General features: G+C 33.2%; 14 protein-coding genes and 1 pseudogene. All 15 read left to right on the forward strand.

All coding sequences use genetic code 11. The features are described 5' to 3' along the window. The coding region (locus ACOYLT_RS05745; RefSeq protein ID WP_422852907.1) for a DNA-directed RNA polymerase subunit alpha at positions 1-881 on the forward strand (881 nt) is incomplete at its 5' end. A 33-nt stretch (positions 882-914) separates the two neighbouring features. Then, positions 915-1,382 (forward strand): annotated as a pseudogene (gene rplQ, locus ACOYLT_RS05750) (50S ribosomal protein L17); the annotation flags it as partial. Between the two features lie 439 nt (positions 1,383-1,821). Next, positions 1,822-2,946, forward strand: a complete 1,125-nt coding sequence (gene carA / locus ACOYLT_RS05755; RefSeq protein ID WP_422852908.1) for a glutamine-hydrolyzing carbamoyl-phosphate synthase small subunit — start codon at positions 1,822-1,824, stop codon at positions 2,944-2,946. Between the two features lie 136 nt (positions 2,947-3,082). Then, a complete protein-coding gene (eno, locus tag ACOYLT_RS05760; protein WP_422852909.1) occupies positions 3,083-4,375 on the forward strand; it encodes a phosphopyruvate hydratase in 1,293 nt (430 codons plus the stop codon). Positions 4,376-4,481: 106 nt separating this feature from the next. Next, entirely contained in the window at positions 4,482-6,011 is a 1,530-nt protein-coding gene (guaA, locus tag ACOYLT_RS05765) for a glutamine-hydrolyzing GMP synthase (RefSeq protein WP_422852910.1), read from the forward strand. Between the two features lie 94 nt (positions 6,012-6,105). Beyond that, positions 6,106-8,082, forward strand: coding sequence for a LysM peptidoglycan-binding domain-containing protein (locus ACOYLT_RS05770; RefSeq protein ID WP_422852911.1), 1,977 nt, complete (start codon positions 6,106-6,108; stop codon positions 8,080-8,082). Then, on the forward strand, positions 8,082-8,486 hold the full coding sequence (locus ACOYLT_RS05775; RefSeq protein ID WP_422852912.1) for an OsmC family protein: 405 nt from the start codon (positions 8,082-8,084) through the stop codon (positions 8,484-8,486). The genes ACOYLT_RS05770 and ACOYLT_RS05775 overlap by 1 nt, the downstream gene beginning before the upstream one ends. 2 nt (positions 8,487-8,488) lie before the next feature. Beyond that, complete coding sequence (locus ACOYLT_RS05780; protein WP_422852920.1) at positions 8,489-8,716, forward strand: DUF3820 family protein; 228 nt, start codon at positions 8,489-8,491, stop codon at positions 8,714-8,716. A 112-nt stretch (positions 8,717-8,828) separates the two neighbouring features. Further along, positions 8,829-10,439, forward strand: coding sequence for a CTP synthase (locus ACOYLT_RS05785; RefSeq protein WP_422852913.1), 1,611 nt, complete (start codon positions 8,829-8,831; stop codon positions 10,437-10,439). 36 nt (positions 10,440-10,475) lie between these two features. Continuing rightward, positions 10,476-12,374, forward strand: a complete 1,899-nt coding sequence (gene yidC / locus ACOYLT_RS05790; protein ID WP_422852914.1) for a membrane protein insertase YidC — start codon at positions 10,476-10,478, stop codon at positions 12,372-12,374. Between the two features lie 178 nt (positions 12,375-12,552). Beyond that, a complete protein-coding gene (locus tag ACOYLT_RS05795; protein ID WP_422852915.1) occupies positions 12,553-13,332 on the forward strand; it encodes a toxin-antitoxin system YwqK family antitoxin in 780 nt (259 codons plus the stop codon). Positions 13,333-13,424: 92 nt separating this feature from the next. After that, complete coding sequence (gene mnmA / locus ACOYLT_RS05800; protein WP_422852916.1) at positions 13,425-14,612, forward strand: tRNA 2-thiouridine(34) synthase MnmA; 1,188 nt, start codon at positions 13,425-13,427, stop codon at positions 14,610-14,612. Positions 14,613-14,638: 26 nt separating this feature from the next. Further along, positions 14,639-16,246 carry a S8 family serine peptidase gene (locus ACOYLT_RS05805; RefSeq protein WP_422852917.1) on the forward strand — a complete coding sequence of 536 codons (1,608 nt, stop codon included), beginning with the start codon at positions 14,639-14,641 and terminating at the stop codon, positions 16,244-16,246. Positions 16,247-16,264: 18 nt separating this feature from the next. Beyond that, entirely contained in the window at positions 16,265-17,206 is a 942-nt protein-coding gene (locus ACOYLT_RS05810) for an NAD(P)H-dependent flavin oxidoreductase (protein ID WP_422852918.1), read from the forward strand. Beyond that, positions 17,203-18,744: alkaline phosphatase PafA (gene pafA, locus ACOYLT_RS05815; RefSeq protein WP_422852919.1), on the forward strand; the 1,542-nt coding region annotated here is incomplete at its 3' end. The genes ACOYLT_RS05810 and pafA, both read left to right, overlap by 4 nt.

The following is an 18,744-nucleotide window of genomic DNA, read 5'->3' on the forward strand; positions in this document are numbered from 1 at the left end:
GTAATGCACTTAGAAGAGTTTTACTTTCTGCGTTAGAAGGTTATGCAATAACATCGGTTCGTATAGAAGGTGTAGAGCATGAGTTTTCTACCATTTCAGGAGTTGTTGAAGATGTTACTGAAATTATCTTAAATCTTAAACAAGTACGTTTCAAACGTCAAATTGAAGATATAGATAATGAAACAGTTTCTATCTCCATCTCAGGAAAAGACCAGATTACAGCAGGTGATTTTCAAAAATTCATCTCCGGTTTCCAGGTGTTAAACCCGGAATTGGTAATTTGTAATCTTGATAGTAAAGTTAATCTTAATATGGAATTAACAATCGAGAAAGGTCGTGGTTATGTTCCTGCAGAAGAGAACAAAAAACAAAACGCTGCAATTGGTACTATTTTTACTGACTCAATTTTTACTCCAGTAAAAAATGTAAAATATGCTATTGAAAACTTCCGTGTGGAGCAAAAAACAGATTATGAAAAATTAGTTTTTGAAATTAAAACTGATGGATCTATTAATCCAAAAGATGCCTTAACTGAAGCTGCAAAAGTATTAATTCACCACTTTATGTTGTTCTCTGATGAGAGAATAACTCTTGAAGCTGATGAAATTGCTCAAACTGATTCTTATGATGAAGAATCATTACACATGAGACAATTGCTTAAAACAAAACTTGTTGATATGGATTTATCCGTAAGAGCATTGAATTGTTTAAAAGCTGCAGAAGTTGATACGCTTGGAGATCTTGTATCTTTCAACAAAAATGACTTAATGAAGTTCCGTAACTTCGGTAAAAAATCGCTAACAGAGTTAGATGAATTAGTTGCCAACAAGAATTTAACTTTTGGAATGGACTTAGGTAAATATAAATTAGATAAAGAATAATCTAAACCGTTAAGGTTTAAATTTACAATAGCAATGAGACACGGAAAAAAAGTAAATCATTTAAGCAGACAGACTGGACATAGAAAATCTATGTTGGCTAATATGGCTTGTTCTCTTATCGAGCATAAACGTATTATCACTACTGTTGCTAAAGCTAAAGCGCTTAAACAATTCGTTGAGCCATTAGTAACAAAATCAAAAGAAGACACAACTCATAATCGTCGTGTAGTGTTTGCTTACTTAAGAAATAAATATGGAGTAACGGAACTTTTTAGAGAAGTTGCTGCAAAAGTAGGTGACCGTCCAGGTGGATATACTCGTATCATTAAAATGGGTAACCGTTTAGGTGATAACGCTGATATGGCCATGATTGAATTAGTTGACTTTAACGAACTATACAACGGAGGTAAAAAAGAGGAGAAAAAAGGTAGAACCCGTCGTGCTAAAAAATCGACTGAAACTACCACAGCTCCAAAAGCTACAGCACAAGTTGTTGAAGAAGTTGAACCAATAGTTGATGTAGAAGCTGCTACAGTAGTAGAAGAAGTAATGGAAAATCCAGCTGTTGAAGTGGAAACACCTGAAGTAGTTGATGAAGTTCCAGCAGCAGTTGAAGAAACTCCAGAAGCTGTTGAAGAAGTTCCTGCAGTAGCGGAAGTAGAAGAATCTCCAGAATCTGTTGAAGAATCTCCTGCAGTTGCAGAAGTTGAACAAACTCCAACTGATGAAACTCCTGAAGCTCCAGCAACTGACGAAGAATCAAAAGAAGAAGAGGCATAATGGTTGCCAATTCATAAATATAATAAAGGATAAGCAATTTTGTTTATCCTTTTTTTTTGTCTAATACTTATTAAAACATAAATTTGCAAAACAACTAATTACAACTTTGACATTAGAGAAGCGACTGCATAAGACTTATAAAAAATAATAACTACAACGAATGAAATACAACACACGACCACAAGCCATCTTATTATTAGCCGATGGAACGATTTTTTACGGAAAATCTATAGGCATTTCAGGAAAAACATTTGGTGAAGTTTGCTTTAATACAGGAATGACAGGTTATCAGGAAATATTTACCGATCCATCTTATTTTGGTCAAATTATGGTAACAACCAATCCACATATTGGGAACTACGGAGTAAATACTAACGAAGTAGAGTCTAACAAAATTATGATAGCAGGTTTGGTTTGTAAAAATTTTAGTTTTAATCATTCAAGACCAGATTCAGAAAGTAACTTATTGGAATATTTTGAAAAGCAAAATTTGATTTGTATTTCAGATATTGATACACGAGCTTTAGTAAGTTATATAAGAGATAACGGTGCTCAAAATGCTGTAATATGTACTGATGGTACCTCAATAGATGAATTAAAACAACAACTTGCTACTGTTCCAGATATGAAAGGATTAGAACTAGCTTCAAAAGTTTCCACAACTATATCTTATTTCTTTGGCAACGAAAATGCAAACTATAAAATAGCAGCATTAGATTTAGGTATAAAAACAAATATTTTGAGAAATCTTGCTAAAAGAGATTGTTACATAAAAGTATTTCCATACGATACTCCTTTTCAACAATTAAAAGATTTTAATCCTGATGGTTACTTCTTATCAAATGGTCCAGGCGATCCTGAACCTTTATCACAAGTAATAACTACTGCTCAAGAAATGATTAATTCTGATAAACCTGTTTTCGGAATATGTTTAGGTCATCAAATCATTGGTTTAGCCAACGGTGTTTCAACCTATAAAATGTTTAATGGACATAGAGGGATAAATCATCCAGTTATGAACATCTTGACAGGAAAAGGAGAAATTACTTCTCAAAACCATGGCTTTGCTGTTAATAGAGATGAACTTGAAAAAAATCCTGATTTAGAAATTACTCATTATCATATTAATGACAATACAGTTGCTGGAATGCGAATGAAATCGAAGCCTTGTTTCTCAGTTCAATATCATCCTGAAGCTAGTCCTGGTCCACACGACTCAGAATATCTTTTTAATGATTTTATAACTAACATTAAAAATAGCAAACAACTAGAAGAAGCACAATAATTACAAACTATTTTCATTGATAGATACTAAAACGTTTGCGTTAATAACATTCAATGGAATTGCCAATTTGATAAAAAAAGATAAAATATATTTGTAATCATTATAAAATTTAATCACTTAGCAAAATATCATAAAAATGAGTATTATTATAAAAGTTCACGCAAGACAAATTCTTGACTCAAGAGGAAACCCAACAATAGAAGTAGACGTTGTCACCGAAAACGGCGTTTTAGGAAGAGCTGCTGTACCAAGCGGCGCTTCTACTGGAGAACATGAAGCAGTTGAATTACGTGATGGAGGAAAAGCTTACATGGGCAAAGGAGTTTTTAAAGCGGTTAATAATGTAAACAATACTATTGCTCCTGAATTGATGGGAGTTTCTGTCTTTGAACAAAATCATATTGACCAATTAATGATTGAATTAGATGCTACTCCAAACAAATCAAATCTTGGTGCTAATGCTATTTTAGGTGTTTCATTGGCAGTTGCAAAAGCAGCGGCTAATGAATTAGGTCTGCCATTATACCGTTATATTGGAGGAGTTTCTGCTAATACTTTGCCAGTTCCCATGATGAATATCATTAATGGAGGTTCGCATTCGGACGCGCCGATTGCTTTTCAAGAGTTTATGATTATACCAGTTAAAGCAACTTCTTTTACACATGCCATGCAAATGGGAACTGAGATTTTCCACAACTTGAAAAAAGTATTACACGATAGACATCTTTCCACAGCTGTTGGAGACGAGGGAGGTTTTGCACCCAACTTAGCTGGAGGAACAGAAGATGCACTTGATACTATTAAAAAAGCAGTTGAGAATGCGGGTTACAAATTTGGTGACGAAGTTATGATTGCGCTTGACTGCGCAGCTTCTGAATTTTATGTAGACGGAAAATACGATTATACAAAATTTGAAGGGGCTACAGGTAAAATTAGAACTTCAAAAGAACAAGCCGAATATTTAGCGTCTTTGGCAGCAAATTATCCTATTATCTCTATTGAAGATGGAATGTATGAAGATGACTGGGAGGGATGGAAATACTTAACTGAATTAATCGGTGACAAAACGCAATTAGTTGGTGATGATTTATTTGTAACCAATGTGGAGCGTTTATCAACAGGAATTGAAAAAGGAATTGCCAATTCAATTTTAGTGAAAGTAAATCAAATTGGAACATTAACAGAAACCATTGCTGCGGTAAATATGGCACACAATGCTGGTTATACTTCTGTAATGTCACACCGTTCTGGTGAAACAGAGGACAACACTATTGCTGACTTAGCGGTAGCTTTAAATTGTGGTCAAATCAAAACAGGTTCGGCTTCACGTTCCGATCGTATGGCAAAATACAATCAGTTGTTGCGTATTGAAGAGGAACTTGGAAATACTGCTTATTTCCCTGGAGTAAAAGCATTTAAACAAAAATAATTTTTTGATATCATTTTAAAAAGCATCTCAAACTGAGGTGCTTTTTAAGTTTATAATATTTCAAAATTGAATTTTTATTTTTCAAATAGTAATACTACTTTTGCACATGCAACACAACGTACTTATTTTAGATTTCGGTTCGCAATACACACAACTAATTGCTCGCCGCGTTCGCGAATTAAACATATTCTGCGAAATTTTTCCTTACAATAATTACCCAACCGATTTATCTTCCTATAAAGCCATTATTCTTGGAGGAAGTCCCTATTCGGTTCGTTCTGATGATGCTTTAAAAATTGATTTATCTGACATTCGCGGCAAATATCCTTTGCTTGCAGTATGTTATGGCGCGCAGTATTTAGCTCATTTTTCGGGTGGCGAAGTAGCGGCTTCTAACATTAGAGAATACGGAAGAGCTAATTTATCTTACATTAAGGAAGACGAAGTTTTCTTTGAAAATGTCAACATCAATTCTCAAGTATGGATGAGTCATAGTGATACGATTAAACATTTACCAACTAATGGCGTGAAATTGGCAAGTACTCACGACGTAGAAAATGCAGCTTATAAGATTAAAGGCGAAACAACTTATGCCATTCAGTTTCATCCAGAAGTTTATCACTCGACAGATGGAAAACAACTACTAGAGAATTTTTTAGTCAAAATTGCCGAAGTACCTCAGAATTTTACACCAAATGCTTTTGTGGAAGATTGTGTAAAAGAATTACAGGAAAAAGTAAAAAATGAAAAGGTGGTTCTTGGTCTTTCGGGAGGTGTTGATTCTACAGTAGCAGCGGTTTTATTACACAAAGCTATTGGCAAAAATTTGTATTGCATTTTCGTAAATAATGGTTTACTTCGCAAGAATGAATTTGAAAACGTATTACACCAATACAAAGACATGGGATTGAATGTGAAAGGCGTAGATGCCTCGGAGCGTTTTCTTGCTGCTTTGGAAGGTGTTGAAGATCCAGAAACTAAAAGAAAAGCTATTGGAAAGTCATTCATTGAAGTTTTTGATGAAGAAGCGCATCGTATAGAAGATGTTAAATGGTTGGCTCAAGGCACTATTTATCCAGATGTTATTGAGTCGGTTTCAGTAAAAGGACCTTCGGCAACTATCAAATCGCATCATAATGTGGGTGGTTTGCCTGATTTTATGAAACTACAAATTGTGGAACCTTTACGAATGTTATTCAAAGATGAAGTTCGCAGAGTGGGAAGAACATTGGGTATTGATGATGAACTTTTAGGAAGACATCCTTTTCCGGGACCAGGATTGTCAATCAGAATATTAGGTGCTATAACTCCAGAAAAAGTCAGAATTCTTCAAGAAGTAGATTCGATTTTTATTGAAGGTTTAAAATCACATGGATTATACGAAAAAGTATGGCAAGCTGGGGCTATTTTACTACCAGTAAATAGTGTAGGAGTGATGGGTGACGAACGAACTTATGAAAAGGTTGTTGCCCTTCGTGCCGTAGAATCTACTGATGGAATGACAGCTGATTGGGTTCATTTGCCCTATGATTTCTTGATGAAAATTTCTAATGAAATTATTAATAAAGTAAAAGGAGTTAATAGAGTAGTGTATGATATTAGTTCAAAGCCACCAGCCACTATTGAATGGGAATAGTTTTTTAAGATTAAATAGTTAATCAAAAAAACATTATTTTAGATTGACATTAAAAAGTTTTTTTAACTTTATACATTAAATTAATATTAAGTTCATGAAAAATCGCCTTTTTTTTTCAATAGTACTAACCATTTTTTCTTTTGTGTTTTCTGTTTCAGCAATGCAAGATAAATATATAAAGCATACTGTAGTTAAAGGAGAAACTATAATTATTATAGCTCAAAAATATAGAGTTACACCTTATGATATTTACAAATTAAACCCCGACTCTCAGAATGGAATTCAGTTGAATAGTGTGTTGTTGATCCCGACAGCAGTACCCACTAACTACTCTAATTTAGCAAAAAACGATGCCCCTAAATCAAATCCAACAACTCATATAGTACTACAAAATGAAACATTATATAGCATTTCTAAACAATATAATCTAACTATTGAAGCCCTAAAAGCTGCAAATGCAGATTTGTTGAATAATGGATTAAAGATTGGACAAAACATTACAATACCCTCGAGTAATGATATTCAAAAACCAATTATTAAATCAGAATCAAAAGTTAAAGGTTACTCAGAAAAAGTATCTTATCACGTTATTGAATCTAAAGAAACTAAATATAGTATATCTAAAAAATATGGAATGACTATTCAAGAATTGGAACGTTTAAATCCACAAATAGTGAATGATTTTCCAATTGGATTAAAACTAGTAATATCTAGTATTACATCTTCTGTTGTAGCTAATAATAAAGAACCAGTTACTCCAAAAGTTGAAAAAACTCCACTACTAAGTACTAGTCTTAAAAAAAATCTTCAAGAATATGTTGTAAAACCAAAAGAAACAATTAGAAGTATTGCTAGTGATTTTCATATTTCAGAAGTAGAATTAATGCAACTAAATCCTGAGTTGAAAAAAGGTGCGAAACTAGGAATGATTCTTAGAGTGCCCCTGCTAAAAAAGGCAATTGTTCCAAAAAAAGAACAAGGAAATTTATTCAAAACTATTAATACAAATGCGAGGAAACAACTCGCATTACTTTTTCCATTTAATATCAGTAAATTAGAAAGCGACACTATAAATTCAACACAAGCAAGATTAAAAAAAGATAAGTTTTTAAATCTAACTTTAGATTTTTATTCAGGTGCTTTAATGGCAATAGATTCTGCAAAGGTTTTAGGGTTGGATGTAGATATAAAGATTTTAGATTCACAAGAAACTAAAAACTCTTCTAATATTACTGCATTGGTGCAACAATATGATTTGTCAAAGATGGATGCCATTATTGGTCCATTTTATCAATCTAATGTAGAAAAGTTAGCAGAACTAGTTGAACCAACAAAGATTCCTGTTATATCCCCATTATCAAAAGAAGTTGTTAAAAAATTCTCTAATTTATATCAATCAATGCCTTCATCAGAATTATTGCGTAACTCTATTTTTGATTATATGAGAAGTAAAGGAGGAAATATAATTGCAGTGATAGATCCTAAAAAATCAAGTGTAAAACAATATATTCAAGAGATACAAAAAGATACAAAAATTGTTGGTTTGAGTACCAAAAACTCTTTTTTAGCTGATAGTTTGAAAGTTCATTTGCAAAAAGGAAAAATGAATTATGTCATCATTGCTTCAGAAAGCACAGGAATGATTTTAGCATCTACTACCGCTATGTTAAATCTTCAAAAAGACTATCAAATACAAATGGTTATTATGGAACCAAATGAAACTTTAGATTTTGAAGAAATTTCATTAACTAGATTAACTAAACTTAAATTATTATACCCTTCACTTTCTAGACCAAACGAAACAGATGAAGCCAATCAATTTGATGCTAAGTACAAGAAAATTAATAAAATTACACCAAACCAATATGCAATTCGTGGTTTTGATATAACTTTTGATACGCTAATTCGTTTGTCACAAGAAAGAACTTTTGAGGAAACAGTTCAAAAATCTTCCTCCGAACAAATAGAAAACAAATTTGATTATGTAGAAAATACAACCTATGGTTATTCCAATAAGGGGATTTACATATTGTATTACGATACTGATTTATCCATAAAAGAAGCATTATAATGGCAACTTCAAAAGTTACTTATTTAGGAGAGTTAAGAACCTCCTCAATACATTTGCAATCCGGAAGTGAAATCATCTCAGACGCACCAATTGATAATAACGGAAAAGGAGAAGCTTTTTCTCCAACGGATACTGTAGCCAACGGTTTGGCAAGTTGTATGTTTACCGTTATGGGTATAAAAGCAACAGACTTAGGCGTTGATTTTTCTGGTTCAACAGCAGAAGTTACCAAGATAATGGCAGCTGAACCAAGACGTATTTCTCAAATTCATGTCGCTTTTCATATGAATTTAGATACTGATGAAAAAACTAAAACTATTTTGGAACGAACAGCCATGACTTGTCCAGTTCATTATAGTTTGCATCCTGATATTAAAAAAGAAATTGTTTTTAATTGGAAATAGTATTGAACAAACAACAACAGCTTCTCATTAAACTGGCACATACCAAAATGCCTTTTGGTAAATATGAAGGTTATCATTTAATTGATTTACCTGAATATTATGTGGTTTGGTATAGTAATAAAGGTTTTCCAAAAGGACAACTTGGTGAGCAATTACAACTTGTTTACGAACTTAAATTAAACGGGTTAGAAGAATTAGTTCGCAATATTAAGAAGCAATATCCTAAGTAGTAAAGCGTACTTTAATTTATTTTTAATTGTTAATTATCCACTATCAATTATCAATTTATAATCGTATTTTTGCCTCGTTTTTCACAACAACAACAACACAACAAACTACACAATGAATCAAACGAAATACATTTTTGTTACTGGCGGTGTGACTTCTTCTTTAGGAAAAGGAATCATTGCAGCTTCTTTAGCAAAATTATTACAGGCAAGAGGATATCGAACAACTATTCAAAAATTTGATCCTTATATCAATGTCGATCCTGGAACATTAAACCCTTATGAACACGGAGAATGTTTCGTTACCGATGATGGAGCAGAAACCGATTTAGATTTAGGTCATTATGAAAGATTTTTGAATGTCCCAACTTCACAAGCAAATAATGTTACCACAGGAAGAGTTTATCTTTCAGTAATTGAAAAAGAGCGAAGAGGCGAGTTTCTAGGAAAAACAGTTCAAGTGGTTCCTCACATAACAAACGAAATAAAAGAACGCATGCAGTTGCTCGGGAAATCGGGCGATTTTGATATAGTGATTACTGAAATAGGAGGGACTGTAGGTGATATTGAGTCATTGCCTTATATAGAATCGGTACGTCAATTAGTTTGGGAATTGGGTGAATCCAATAGTATTGTGGTTCATTTAACTTTAATTCCATATTTGGCAGCAGCAGGTGAATTGAAAACAAAACCAACACAGCATTCCGTTAAAACTTTGATGGAAAGCGGTATTCAAGCAGATATATTAGTTTGCAGGACTGAACACGAATTGTCCGATGAATTGCGTCAAAAATTAGCGCTGTTTTGCAATGTAAAAAGAGAAGCTGTTATTCAATCTATAGATGCATCAACAATATATGAAGTGCCAAATTTAATGCTGGAAGAAGGTCTAGATATTGTTGCCTTAAAAAAATTAAACTTACCAAAAAAAGTAGTACCTGATTTGAAAAATTGGAACACTTTTTTACATAGATTAAAAAATCCAAAGCATACTGTGAATGTTGGTTTAGTTGGAAAATATGTAGAATTGCAAGACTCTTATAAGTCTATATTAGAAGCATTTATTCATGCTGGAGCAGCTAATCAAACCAAAGTTAATGTGGTAAGTATCCACTCAGAATATATCGACGAAACAAATGCGGCGGAACAATTACAAGGATTAGATGGAATTCTTGTAGCTCCAGGTTTTGGTGGTCGTGGGATTGAAGGAAAGATAGAAACTGTCCGCTATGCAAGAGAAAATAACATTCCCTTTTTTGGAATATGTTTAGGGATGCAAATGGCAGTAATTGAATATTCAAGGACGGTTCTTGGTATAAAAGATGCCAATTCTACCGAGATGAATGAGGAAACAAAAAATCCTGTAATAGCCTTGATGGAAGAACAAAAAACTATTACATTTAAAGGTGGAACCATGCGTCTTGGTGCATGGAAATGTGATATTGTAGATGACTCTTTGGCATATAAAATTTATGAAAAATCACAAATAGAAGAACGCCATCGTCATCGTTATGAATATAATAACGAATACAGAAAGCAACTGGAAAAAGCGGGCTTAAAGACTTCGGGTACCAATCCTGAAACTGGTTTGGTGGAGATTGTAGAGATTGAAAATCATCCGTTCTTTATTGGCGTGCAATATCATCCAGAATATAAAAGTACTGTTGCAAATCCACACCCAATTTTTGTTAGCTTTGTAGCCGCAATGGTAAAAAATAAAAAATAGTAGTAACTAAAGATACTGAACTCAGTTCAGCAGTATATGGAACAAAAGAAATTTGATTTTAATTCGATAATTGGATTTGGTTTAATCTTCGTAATCATAATGTGGATTATGTATAACAACCGTCAAACTGAACTAAAAGAGCAACAAGAAAAAGCGAAAACAGAAAAAGCCGCAAAAGCTGAACCAAAAGTTACTCCCGCGCAAGTAGTTGCAAAAACAATTACTGATTCTACAGTTACTGATTCTGTTAAAATACAAAAACTGCAAGGTGTATTAGGCAGTTTTGCATACTCGGCAACTTTGTCTTCAGCAAAAGAAGACTTCACTACTCTGGAAAACGAATTGGTAAAACTAAAAATTGCCAACAAAGGTGGATTTATTGTAGAAGCTACTTTGAAAAATTTTGAAAGATTCGAAAAGAATTCAGGGCAATTAGTTGAATTGATTAAAGATAATAATGCTTCTTTTAACTTGCAATTACTAACCAAAGATAATCGTGTTTTAAATACAAAAGATTTGTTTTTTGAACCCACTTTGACGAAAGTTGGAGATAATCAATTACTTTCAATGAAACTAAAATCGGGTGCCAATGAATATTTGGAGTACAAATATGTTTTAGCACCAAACAAGTATTTAATTGATTTTGATGTTCGTTCACAAGGATTAAATACGGTTTTGAATTCATCAAAACCGTTAGGTTTAGAATGGGATTTAAAAACCTTTAGAAATGAAAAAAGTATTTCTTATGAAAATCGATATGCCGAAATTTATTTTGAGCATAAAGATGATAAAATTGATTATGTAGGTCAAGGAACAGATAAAGAAGAAACTCCTGAAAAAGTTTCCTATATTGCTTACAAGCAACACTTTTTCTCTACAATTCTATTAACAAAAACGCCATTTGCAACTTCAAAACTGCATTCTGATAATTTAGTTAATGACGAAAAGAAAGACACCATTTTTACAAAACAATACAAATCAACTGTTCCTTTAGCATTCAATAATGGGGAGCTAGATTATAAAATGAGTTGGTATTTTGGACCAACAGATTATAAAACGTTAAAAAGCTATGATCGAAATATTGAGAAAATTGTTCCGTTAGGATGGGGAGTTTTCGGATGGATAAATAAGTTTATTTTTATTCCACTATTTGGGTTTTTAAGTTCTTTTATGGGATTAGGAATTGCCATCATCATCTTTACGATTTTGATAAAAATAGCCATGTCTCCAATTACCTTTAAGTCGTTCTTGTCACAAGCAAAGATGAAAGTATTACGTCCAGAGATTACAGAAATTGGAGAAAAATTCAAAAAAGATCCAATGAAAAAACAACAGGAAACGATGAAGTTATATAGTAAAGCAGGTGTAAATCCTATGGCAGGATGTGTTCCTGCATTGATACAACTACCGTTTATGTATGCTTCGTTCCAGTTTTTCCCATCAGCATTTGAATTGAGACAAAAGGGATTTCTTTGGGCAAATGATTTATCATCCTTTGACCAAATAGCAAAGTTGCCATTTCATATTCCTCTTTATGGCGATCATATAAGTTTGTTCCCAATCTTAGCAGCCATTGCGATTTTCTTTTACATGAAAATGACTTCAGGTGATCAAGCTATGGCACAACCGCCCCAAGAGGGAATGCCTGATATGGGTAAAATCATGAAAATTATGATTTATGTTTCTCCTGTAATGATGTTGATTTTCTTCAACACTTATGGTTCTGGATTGAGTTTATATAATTTTATTTCTAACTTGGTTACCATCGGAATTATGTTGGTTATCAAAAAATATTTTATCAATAGCGATAAGATTCATGCTCAAATTCAAGAGAATAAAGCAAAGCCCAAAGCAGAAAGTAAATTCCAGAAAAAAATGCGCGAAATGATGGAACAAGCAGAAACACAAAAGCAACTACAAAATAAAAAGAAATAATATTTGATACTATAATTTTCAAAACTCTGTTTAAAAATATATCTTTAAGCAGAGTTTTTTATTTTTGGTTAATGGAAGTATAAAAATTTAGTTTTATCTTTTCTCGTTTTATTAAACCAAAAGATATTCATTTTTAGTTTTAAATGATTTTTAAACGTTACACAATAAATATTTTAAGATGAAATATATTCTAATTTTTCTTTTAACAACAACTTTTTCTATTGCTCAAGATTTTAACAAACTTGATGAGAATAGCAAAAAACACGGCTTGTGGAAAGGTTTTTACGAAGAGTCTAAAAGGCCAAGGTATGAAGGAATCTTTGAACACGGAAAAGAAATTGGGATATTTAAGTTTTTTGATGATACTAAAGCGGGAACAGTAATCGCAACAAGAGAATTTAATTCGAAAGATAATTCGTGCTACACTATTTTTTACAATCAAAATAAAAATAAAGTAAGCGAAGGAAAAGTTGTGAATAAGCAATTTGAAGGAGAATGGAAATATTATCACGAAGACTTGCCATCAATGATGACCTTAGAATATTATGTTAATGGAAAATTAAATGGCATTAGAAAAGTTTTCTATAAAAGTGGTGCAATTGCAGAAGAAACAACATACAAAGACGGAATTAAAAATGGAGTTTATAAAAGTTATGCCGAGAACGGAACTGTCCTAGAAGAAAGCAATTATAAGAAAGGAGTATTTGAAGGACTAGCTATTTTTAAAAATGCAGCAAACCAAATCGCAGCTCAAGGAATTTTTAAAAACGGAAAAAAAACAGGTGTTTGGAAAATGCTTGTCAAAGGAAAATTGAAAGATGTCAATATGAATTATCAAAACATACCTTTTAAGAAACCTATGATGCCCAATCAGTCTGATGTAAATGTAGAAATTAAAGAAGTAGAAAAACCTAATCCTGATTTTGATAATGACATCAAAAACAAAATGGGAAGATAAAATAGTTTTGACTTCGATTAAATTATTTTAACGGTTAGTAAAGTATACTATTTTACAGATTTTGCGGTAACTTTGTTGCATATTTTTTTATAATGAAACGAGTTGTAGTTGGACTTTCTGGTGGAGTAGATTCTAGTGTCGCTGCTTATCTTTTAAAAGAACAAGGCTATGAAGTCATTGGTCTTTTTATGAAGAACTGGCATGATGATTCTGTTACTATTTCCAATGAATGTCCATGGCTCGAAGATAGTAATGATGCACTTTTGGTCGCTGAAAAACTTGGAATTCCTTTCCAAACAGTTGATTTAAGCCTACAATACAAAGAAAAAATCGTGGACTATATGTTCAACGAATACCAACAAGGAAGAACTCCAAATCCTGATGTGTTGTGCAATCGCGAAATTAAATTTGATGTTTTTATGAAAATCGCCTTAAGTCTTGGTGCAGATTATGTTGCTACAGGACATTATTGCCGAAAAGGGGAAATTAATAAAGATGGAAAATTAGTTTATCAACTTTTAGCTGGTAAGGATGGCAATAAGGATCAATCCTATTTCCTCTGTCAATTATCTCAAGAACAATTGACAAAATCTTTATTTCCAATTGGGGAATTAACAAAACCTGAAGTCAGAGAAATTGCCATGCAAATAGATTTAGTAACTGCAGAAAAGAAAGATTCTCAAGGCTTGTGTTTTATAGGAAAAGTGCGTTTGCCCGAGTTTTTGCAACAACAATTAAAACCAAAAGAAGGCTTGATATATGAAATTGAGGCTACTAATTCGATATACAATAAACCAATACCAGAATTCAATTCTTTGGAAGAACAATTAGCCTATGATGCCAAAGGAATTTCTTATTTTCCTGAATTAGGAAAAATAGTTGGTAAACATCAAGGTGCACATTATTATACTATAGGACAAAGAAAAGGATTGAATGTTGGTGGAACTAAAGAAGCACTTTTTATAATTGCTACTGATGTAAAATCTAATGCTATTTATACAGGTCAAGGTGCTAATCATCCTGGATTATACAAAAAAACGTTGAAAGTTCAGTCTTCAGAAATTCATTGGATACGAGAAGATTTAGCCCTAAAAAATGGTGAATCTATGAAAGTTTTAGCAAGAATTCGTTACAGACAAGAATTGCAAAATGCTACATTATATCAATTTGAAAGTGGTTTGTATGTTTCTTTTGACGAACCACAATCAGCAATAACTGAAGGACAATTTGTGGCTTGGAATATTGAAGATGAATTAGTGGGTTCTGGAGTGATTTCATAAATTAGCACTTTACTAAAATAGAAGTTATGCAAAAAATACTGCTACTATTTTTATTTCTAATTTCTTTTTGTGGATTTTCACAAGAAGATGCTTGGGTATATTTTAATGATAAACCTAATGCATCATCTTTTTTAGACAATCCATTAACAATACTAACTCAAAGAGCATTAGATAGGAGAATAAATCAAGGAATTGAATTGACAATTAGTGATGCGCCTATTGAAATTTCCTATGTGAATCAAATAACTTCAGCAACTGGAATTACCGTTATGGCTAAATCCAAATGGTTGAATTGCCTTCATATTCGTGGTAGTATTTCAGATATTAAAGCTTTAATAAGTTTGCCTTGTGTCCATCACATTCATTTTGCTAATAATTCTTTGAATTCTAAAATGGCAATTCAAAAGCCATATAAATCGATAAATAAAGAAATGGATGTTCAAAATAGCTTCAATTATGGAACTTCTTCCAATCAAATTGAGATGTTGAATGGTCAATTATTACATCAAGCTAATTATACTGGAAATGGAAAAATTATTGCGGTTTTAGATTCTGGATTTTTGGGAGTCGAAAATATAGTTCCTTTCAATCGAATGTTTACAAACGGATTGTATTTAGGAGGCTATAATTTTGTTGCAGGAAATACAAATGTTTTTTCATCTCATAATCATGGCACAATGACGCTATCATGTATGGTGGGCTATGTTGAAGGTCAATTAGTTGGAACTGCTCCAGATGCGGGTTATTATTTGTTCATTACTGAAGATGTTACTGGAGAAAACCCAGTAGAAGAAAGTTATTGGGTGCAAGCCGCCGAAGAAGCAGATAGACTAGGAGCTGATATAATTTCAACTTCATTGGGATATTTTGGTTATGACAATCCTAGTTATAGTCATGCCTATTCTGATATGACTGGAAATACTGCTTTTGCATCACAAGGAGCTAATAGTGCTTACAGTAAAGGAATGATTGTGGTAGCGAGTGCAGGAAATAGCGGTGGCAATTCCGAACCACATATTGGAGTACCTGCAGAAGCTACTAATGTGTTAGCAGTTGGAGCAGTTCAATACGATAGAAATTATGCTGCATTTAGCTCTGTTGGACCTAGTTTTGACCTAAGAGTTAAACCTGATGTTATGGCTAAAGGTGCTGACACTACAGTTTCAAACACATCTGGAACAATTGAAACTGCAAACGGAACTTCATTCTCATGTCCAGTAATGGCGGGTATGATTGCTAGTTTTTGGCAGGCAATTCCATGGGCATCTAATCAGCAAGTATTGGATTTTGTAAAACAATCAGCAGATAGATTTACTAATCCAGATATATATTATGGTTATGGAATTCCAGATTTTCAATTGGCTTTAAATACTGCTTTGTTGTCTGTAAGCCATGATAATAAAAGAAGTTTTTTGATTTTTCCAAATCCTGTTAAAGATTATTTTTCTGTTTCATTTCCCAATGGATGTAATAAAGCTACTATTTCTGTTTATAATAATTGTGGTCAATTAGTTTTAGAAAAAGAAACAAATTCAAATGATTCTATTTCTGTTGCAGGTTTAAGTTCAGGAATTTATTTTTATAAAATAAAAAGTAATAGTTTCGTGCAATCAGGAAAGATAATTAAGAATTAAATCAGATATACTTTTGTTTTGAATAATAAAATCACACAACTTTTCGGTATAAAATATCCAATTATCCAAGGTGGAATGATTTGGAATAGTGGTTATAAATTAGCTAGCGCCGTAAGCAACGCTGGAGGATTAGGATTGATAGGAGCGGGTTCTATGTATCCAGATGTTTTAAGAGAGCATATCCAAAAATGCAAACAAGCCACTGATAAACCATTTGGTGTAAACGTTCCGATGTTGTATCCTAATGTCGAAGAAATCATTGACATTATTATCAAAGAGGGAGTTAAAATTGTTTTTACCTCAGCAGGAAATCCAAAAATTTGGACTTCTCACTTAAAAGAAAGCGGAATTATTGTTGTACATGTTGTGAGTAGCTCAAAGTTTGCATTGAAAGCACAAGAAGCTGGCGTTGATGCTATTGTTGCCGAAGGTTTTGAAGCAGGCGGACACAACGGTAGAGAAGAAACCACTACTTTTACATTGATTCCAATGGTGAAAGAAAACATCAACATTCCGTTGATTGCTGCAGGTGGAATTGCAACAGGAAAAGGGATGTTGGCAGCAATGGTCTTGGGTGCAGACGGAATTCAAATGGGTTCTCGTTTTGCGGCTTCAAAAGAGAGTTCAGCTCACGAAAATTTTAAAAATACAATTATCAACACTAAAGAAGGCGACACTCAACTTACTTTAAAAGAACTTGCACCAGTGCGATTGATTAAAAATAAATTTTATGATGATCTCCAAGAGTTATATACAAAATGTCCTACTATGGAAGAAATCAAAGAGCTTTTGGGCAGAGCAAGAGCAAAAAGAGGCATGTTTGAAGGTGATTTAATTGAAGGCGAATTAGAAATTGGACAAATTGCAGGCTTAATTCATGAAATAAAGCCAGTAGCTGATATTATAAAAGAAATTATAGCCGAATTTGAATTGGCAAAAAAAGAAGCAAATAGTTTATGAAAAAGTTAGTTAGTATAATAGTGTTGGGTTTTGTATTGCATCTTCAAGCACAAGATCGCCCAAAATTGGTGGTAGGAATTGTAGTCGATCAAATGAAAATGGAATACCTGTATCGTTTTCAAAATGATTTTTCAAGCAATGGCTTTAAACGATTGATGGCTGATGGCTATACTTTTCAAAACATGCATTACAATTATATGCCCACTTATACTGCGCCAGGTCATGCTTCTATCTATACCGGAACTTTACCAGCAACCCACGGTATTGTGGGCAACGAATGGTTCAGTAGAAAAATTGGCAAAGAGATGTATTGTACCGATGATGCCTCGGTTACCACTCTAGGTGAAGGTACAAAAGAAGAAGGAGCTATGTCGCCCAAAAATTTATTGACCACTACCATTACTGACGAATTGCGATTAGCTACTAATTTCAAAGGAAAAGTAATAGGGATGAGTTTGAAAGATCGTGGAGCGATTCTCCCTGCAGGGCATTTTGCCAATTGGGCCTTTTGGTATAGCAAAACAGGAAGTTTTATTTCGAGTACTTTTTATGGAACAACTTTACCAAATTGGGTAACCGATTTCAATGCCGAAAGGCATTATTTACCTTATATCAACCAAGGATGGAATTTGTTAAAACCTATTGAAACTTATAACGAGAGTCTACCCGATGACAATATATATGAAGGAAAATTGAACGGTGCCAAACCCGTTTTTCCTTATGATTTGAAAGCGATGTATGATGCTAAGGGCGATGCAGGCATACTTCGCGCTACGCCTTTTGGTAATGATTTATTAGCCGAATTTGCCAAAAGAGCTATAGAAAAAGAACAACTCGGGAATGATGCTATAACTGATTTCCTAACGGTAAGTTTTTCTTCTACCGATTATGTTGGGCACATTCTTGGTCCTCGTTCTATAGAATTGCAGGACACCTATTTGCGTTTGGATGCTACCATTGCCGACTTCTTGGCTTATCTTGATAAAGCCGTAGGCAAAGGAAACTATTTGTTATTCCTCACCGCCGATCATGCCGGAGCGGAAAATGCTAAATTCTTAAACGATAACAAATATAATGTTATCAATGTGGAAACCAAAGACATTGTAAAAGGAATGAAAAAATTCTCTACTGATACTTTCGGTGAGGATTTGGTGCTAAATTATTCCAACTTTAATTTGTTTTTTGACAAAGAAAAAATAAAAACCAAAGGTCTTGATTTAAGCAAAGTAAAGCAAGCTTTCAATGACTACTTGATGACCCAAGACCAAATAAAAAGAGTGTATACCGAAGAAGAAATAATGGCTAATACAGGCAACGATTATTACCAAAACTGCATTGCCAATGGTTATGATGCTTCTCAAAATGGAGATATGGTGCTGTTAGACAAACCCGGTTATATAGAATATGGCGCCAAAGGAACCTCACACGGAACGCCTTATAGCTATGATACCCATGTGCCGCTTATCTTTTTTGGTTGGAACATCAAATCAGGCGAAACCCATGACAGAAAAGTAATTACTCAAATAGCACCCACTATA

This window comes from Flavobacterium sp. (assembly GCF_049318185.1).
In the GTDB taxonomy this organism is placed as follows: domain Bacteria; phylum Bacteroidota; class Bacteroidia; order Flavobacteriales; family Flavobacteriaceae; genus Flavobacterium.

Bases quoted from the DNA above. Each gene is read 5' to 3' on its own strand.
- ACOYLT_RS05775 (WP_422852912.1), top strand. From the start codon at position 8,082: ATGGCAACTTCAAAAGTTACTTATTTAGGAGAGTTAAGAACCTCCTCA.
- ACOYLT_RS05795 (WP_422852915.1), top strand. From the start codon at position 12,553: ATGAAATATATTCTAATTTTTCTTTTAACAACAACTTTTTCTATTGCT.
- ACOYLT_RS05770 (WP_422852911.1), top strand. From the start codon at position 6,106: ATGAAAAATCGCCTTTTTTTTTCAATAGTACTAACCATTTTTTCTTTT.
- mnmA (WP_422852916.1), top strand. From the start codon at position 13,425: ATGAAACGAGTTGTAGTTGGACTTTCTGGTGGAGTAGATTCTAGTGTC.
- guaA (WP_422852910.1), top strand. From the start codon at position 4,482: ATGCAACACAACGTACTTATTTTAGATTTCGGTTCGCAATACACACAA.
- ACOYLT_RS05785 (WP_422852913.1), top strand. From the start codon at position 8,829: ATGAATCAAACGAAATACATTTTTGTTACTGGCGGTGTGACTTCTTCT.
- yidC (WP_422852914.1), top strand. From the start codon at position 10,476: ATGGAACAAAAGAAATTTGATTTTAATTCGATAATTGGATTTGGTTTA.
- eno (WP_422852909.1), top strand. From the start codon at position 3,083: ATGAGTATTATTATAAAAGTTCACGCAAGACAAATTCTTGACTCAAGA.
- ACOYLT_RS05805 (WP_422852917.1), top strand. From the start codon at position 14,639: ATGCAAAAAATACTGCTACTATTTTTATTTCTAATTTCTTTTTGTGGA.
- carA (WP_422852908.1), top strand. From the start codon at position 1,822: ATGAAATACAACACACGACCACAAGCCATCTTATTATTAGCCGATGGA.